General features: G+C 31.2%; 6 protein-coding genes. All 6 read left to right on the plus strand.

Annotated features, from left to right (window positions below; translation table 11 throughout):
* Positions 1-120 precede the first annotated feature (120 nt).
* A complete protein-coding gene (locus tag HU235_RS06510; RefSeq protein ID WP_095302318.1) occupies positions 121-786 on the plus strand; it encodes an Ntn hydrolase family protein in 666 nt (221 codons plus the stop codon).
* Positions 787-921: 135 nt separating this feature from the next.
* Positions 922-1,926 carry an N-acetylmuramoyl-L-alanine amidase gene (locus HU235_RS06515; protein WP_174879689.1) on the plus strand — a complete coding sequence of 335 codons (1,005 nt, stop codon included), beginning with the start codon at positions 922-924 and terminating at the stop codon, positions 1,924-1,926.
* A gap of 384 nt (positions 1,927-2,310) precedes the next feature.
* Complete coding sequence (locus HU235_RS06520) at positions 2,311-3,105, plus strand: MerR family transcriptional regulator (protein WP_145584456.1); 795 nt, start codon at positions 2,311-2,313, stop codon at positions 3,103-3,105.
* Between the two features lie 213 nt (positions 3,106-3,318).
* The gene (locus HU235_RS06525; RefSeq protein ID WP_174879690.1) at positions 3,319-4,152 is read left to right on the plus strand and encodes a CPBP family intramembrane glutamic endopeptidase; all 834 of its coding nucleotides are present in this window, start codon (positions 3,319-3,321) and stop codon (positions 4,150-4,152) included.
* 201 nt (positions 4,153-4,353) lie between these two features.
* Positions 4,354-4,821: a hypothetical protein gene (locus HU235_RS06530; RefSeq protein ID WP_145585039.1), complete on the plus strand. Its 468-nt coding sequence runs from the start codon at positions 4,354-4,356 to the stop codon at positions 4,819-4,821.
* Between the two features lie 196 nt (positions 4,822-5,017).
* Positions 5,018-5,209 (plus strand): hypothetical protein (locus HU235_RS06535; RefSeq protein ID WP_174879691.1); only part of this gene is annotated, 192 nt, incomplete at its 3' end.

Below are 5,209 nucleotides of genomic sequence, written 5' to 3' on the forward strand. Positions count from 1 at the left end.
AATATTAGTTTTACATTGAGCCTAAATATTGTAATTTTTGGTAAAATTTCGCAGTAAGCACGATTTAAATGAATTTCCTCTTTATATGCAGAATAAATCTTAAAATAAGGGAGGGATTTTATGACATTTTTAGCTATAACATATGTACCAGATGGAATAGCAATAGCTGCAGACAGTAGGTTAACAAGAAATTTAAATTACGCTAATGGTTTATCAGAAAAATACATTATGACAGATAATCAAGATAAAATTTTTATATTAGCAAATGGTAAGTACGGAATTTGCTTTCACGGTACGAATCACGAGGGAAAGATATCTACAACTAAGTTATTAAGTGACTTTGAGCTTGAGTGTATTAATGATAAGGATGATATACAAGAAGTAGCAGATAAGTTAAAAAAATACTTATTGAATAAATATCCATTTCGTGAAACCGAGTTTTACCTGGTAGGATATTCTGAAGATGAACCATTTGTATTTCTTGTAAATAGGCGTTTGATTGAAAGAATAAATGTTCTCGATAGGAATGAAGTGTATTTTGGGTCTTATTGGATTGGAGAACGAATATTAGTCTCTGCAATCAAAGGTTTAATAGACCAAGGGATTTTTGATTTTGAGCTAATGACAGTATTGGATGCAGCTGAAATGTCAGAATTTATAGTTTCAACTGCTGTGAATTTTCAAAAGTTACAGGATGTTTTTGCAGAATGTGGTGGACCCATTGATGTTTTGCTAATTACCAAAGAGTATACAAAATTTCTAAAATATAAAATGAATCTAAGATAAGAGTCATCAAACGATGGCTCTTTTTCTATGTCCTGGGAGGTGTGAGGTGCAGTAAATTGATAAAAAACACTAAGTACACAAGGTCTATCAAAGAGAACGATTTACAAATACAATATCAAAAGGAGTGATGAAACTATGAAAATTGTTATTTCAAGTGGTCACGGATTGCATGTAAGGGGAGCTAATAATTTTATTGATGAAGTTAATGAAGCGCGTAGGGTAGTCTCGCAAGTAGTAAAGTATTTAAAAGAACTACAGGTTGAAGTAATTGAATACCACGATAATACATCGAAAACTCAAAGGGATAATATCAACCGAATAGTGGCTTTGCACAACTCTCTAGAGCGTGATTTAGATGTTTCAGTCCATCTTAACGCTGCAAGTAAAACAGATGATCCGCGAGGTGTAGAGGTCCTTTATGTTTCTGAAAGTGGACGGGTTATTACTGAAAAAGTATCAGATGCCATTGCAAGAGCAAGTGGTTTAAGAAACCGTGGTGCAAAAAAACGATCCGATCTTGTTTTTTTAAACAATACTAAGAAAACAGCCATAATTATTGAAGTATGTTTTGTAGACAGTAAAGCAGATGTAGAAATTTATCATAATAAATTTAATGAGATTTGTAAGGCAATTGCCGAATCTTTAACTGGTAAGGAAACAGAAGGAGTGACTACTGTACAAGCGCCTAAGGCTGAAGTGAAAACTGAGGTTGTTACGAAGCCATCAGAATCTAAGCCTGCTTCTTCTGGTAACAGTTACATTAAGAAGTTTCAAGAATGGTTAAAAAATGAATATAAATATCAAATAGCTCTTGATGGGATATTTGGACCAAAGACAAAAAAGATTGCTCTAATGGCTTTACAAACTGAACTAAACAGACAGTTCAATGCAGGATTAATTGTCGATGGTATTTGGGGTCCTAGGACAAAGGATGCTATTCTTACAGTTTCTAGTGGTGCAAAGGGCAATATCACAAGAGTTATTCAAGGTATGCTTTACTGTTTAGGATATGATCCTAAAGGCTTTGATGGTATTTTTGGTAATGGAACATATTTTGCAGTAATCGCATTCCAAAAGAATAATAAATTAACACAAGACGGAGTTGTTGGTAAAAATACTTTTGCAAAGATGTTTAAATAAAATTATAGAATAATAAAGGCCTCCTCTCTTTAAGGGGGATTTAAACTTTTATAATATACCCATAGCCTTTCCAGTTGCTTTACCGACTCTCTTCTTTAATTCTTTTTCAAAAAGTGCATTTTATTATTGACTTAGGATCATCTAGAGATTTAGGTTATGTATAAAGGTAACCTCTGATTATATTAATTGAATTAGGGAATGCACGTTTTTGATATTATTGTGATTTCAAATGGAGCTAGAGCAAGGGAAAGGCAATTCCACAATGATGCAGCAATGACATATTTGATAAACCTCTTTCTAAATACGTAATTATAAAACTAATTTTATCTTTTGAAGTACTGAAAATTTCATAAAGAATATGTATTAAAGATAAAGGAGAGTATAATGTACACAATTGGACAAGTGGCGAAATTTTTAGGTGTATCTAGAGATACTTTAAAATTTTATGAGAAAAAGGAATTATTAAATCCTAAGCAAAATAGTGAGAATGGGTATAGAAAATATAATCATTTAGATATTTATGATATAACAACTGTAAATTTTTATAGAGAAATTGATATTGAAATAAAAAAAATTCAAGAATTAAGAAAAAGTAAGAGTATAGAGGGAATACAATCATTATTAGAGGAGAAAGAACAAGAGGTCTTAGAGAAAATAGAATATAACAAACTACTGTTAAAAAAGATTCAAATCGTAAAAGAAGATTGCGAAAAAATTAAAAAATATCTAGGTGTATACGTAGTAAAAGAAATGAAGCCTATAGAAATAAAAGGAGAAATGGAGCATTATACTTCATATGACGAATATGACACTTTAAAAGAAAGCACAGACAGGTTAAAAAAAGCAGTGATTCTCACATCTTTAAGAAGAGTCATACGTTTCAATGATGAAGGGATGCTTGAAGATAAATTTATCATTGTAAGAAAAGTAGAGGATTTTGATAAAGCAATTGAAGGTGAAATTCTGTCGCATCCAAGATGTCTTTATACAATTGTTGAGGATGGGAGATGGTCAACGGGTGGAAAAAATACTGATCATATTGTGGAAGCTAGTATAAGAAAAGTAGCAAAAGAAAAAGGGTATGAACTTTTGGGTCTTGTTTATATAAATCTATTGCTTACTACTTATGAAGAGGGACTTGAACGTGTTTTTTTAGAAATGTATGTACCTATAAGGTGAACATTTAATTAGCGTGGTTGCATCATCTTTAACTGGATAAAGGAACGCAATTAATACATACATAATCTAGTATACTGGTAGTTTCTTATTGCTTATTCAACCGAGAAAAATAATGCAGATATGTATTGACCTGTGTGTAACTCCTAGCTTTATGCTGAAGGTATTCGTAAATATATAATTGACGAAATACTTAGTTTGAAGAGAGGGAACTGTATGAATAGCAATAAGAAGCTTAAAAAACCAGTAGCAAGTTTTATTTTTCTAACTAATCTCATTTTTTTACCGCTTTTTTGCCTTGTAGGAGCCATAAAGCTATTGGGCTTTCCTACATGGGTTTTTGATCTTGTACTTTGTATATCAGCATGGTCTTCAACCTTTGCTTTTGCAATACTATTTAAAAAAATCTATTCTGGCCAAAGCTTTATACATTTCGTTAAAAATAAATTTCAGACTAAACTTAAATTATCTGTTGTCATTTCTGTAAGTATGCTCCAAGCCTTCATATTTTTACTGATTTTGTTTCTCGTATGGAATATAAGTGAAGTAAACTCTATTTTTACGAAATCTTCATGGGGAATGCTGTTTTATTACTTTTTTAAAACTCTCCTGTCTGGGCCACTAGGTGAAGAATTAGGGTGGAGAGGTTTTGCACAAACAGAGCTTCAAAAGAAGCATTCGCCATTAAAAGCCTCGGTAATCATTGGGTTCTGGTGGGGAATGTGGCATTTACCGATATGGTTTACTACAGGGTTTATAGGTATCGACTTGATTAAATATGTTCTATTCTTTATGATTTCCATCATATCAACTTCGATTATTATGGCAGCATTTTATAATTTAAATCAGAACTTACTCATCCCAATCTTCATCCATCTATTTTTTAATTTTTATATTGGCTTAATCAACGGAAACTTACTCGATTTAATCATGTATAACGCAATTTTTTATGTAGTAGCAGCGGTTTTAATCATAATTATCAATCCAAAGAATGTATTGTATGGCAAGAAGACGACAAACATGATGGATGAGGAGCAATACAATATTTAGTAATAGTTTGTACAGCAATACATTTCAACTATCAGTGTGCTAATCCAAGAAGGGTTAGCGTTTTTTTGTCCTGACGGTTCAGTTTATTTGAAGAAGTATATAAGACGATGATATTTCATTAGATACATTTATGGTAAAATTAGGATGTATTATGGGTGTTACAATTAATGACAGGCATCTGGTTTGGGGAGAATGATTTGAATGAAATATTTTATTGATGATGACCATTGGGATGTAATGGGCTATGCTAAAGCATTAAAAAAACTATTACCTAGATTTAATAAAGAGACAGCAAATTTTTTGAAACACAATTCTTTTCATGATGGGAAAGTTGTTTCGCTTACGGTTCTTAATAAAGAGAATGGGAAAACGAAAGACCCAACCACAATTAAAATAGTAGTTGAGCAGTATGAAGAGGGTGGAGGTATATATGAAATACAATGGATAAATGTCCGTAAGTTTTTAATGGATTATGAGATTACCCGAAATGTTTATGGTAACAACCCAAATAAAATCGTCTTTGGTGGTAGGAAAGGGCTCGATGATTGGGGATACGATGAAATTGTTCCATTGAGTAAAAAGAAATTACAACATGAAATATTTTTATTTTCACAAACAAAAATAATCATACATTGTTCAACTATTAAAATTAGAAAAATAAAAAGTTAGAATTCATGAGTTTATATATTAAGGATAAAAATAGATTGTAAAGTATTGTAAATAAAGTAATAGGGAGCAATACTTCAATATAGAGGTTTCACATTTCTTTTTGAACTAATCATTGAGTAGAGTTATACAAATTTTATTAATTTATCTGTGATTTAAATAGCACAAAAATCTATGGGGAAATGTAAGGAGGATCAATGTGGAAAAACTAACAGTTACAGGGTGGCTAAATGTGGAAAATTTAACTAAAAACGAAATTGATTTCCTTCTTACCTTTATACCAACAATAAATTATTTGCAAAAATGTTCAGATAAGAAAACTGTTGCATATAAAATGTTTAAAGAACAATTTCCAACCTTTATCGTTGAACAAGAGTTTAACTATTATGAA

Source organism: Metabacillus niabensis (assembly GCF_902829255.1).
Classification (GTDB): domain Bacteria; phylum Bacillota; class Bacilli; order Bacillales; family Bacillaceae; genus Metabacillus; species Metabacillus niabensis.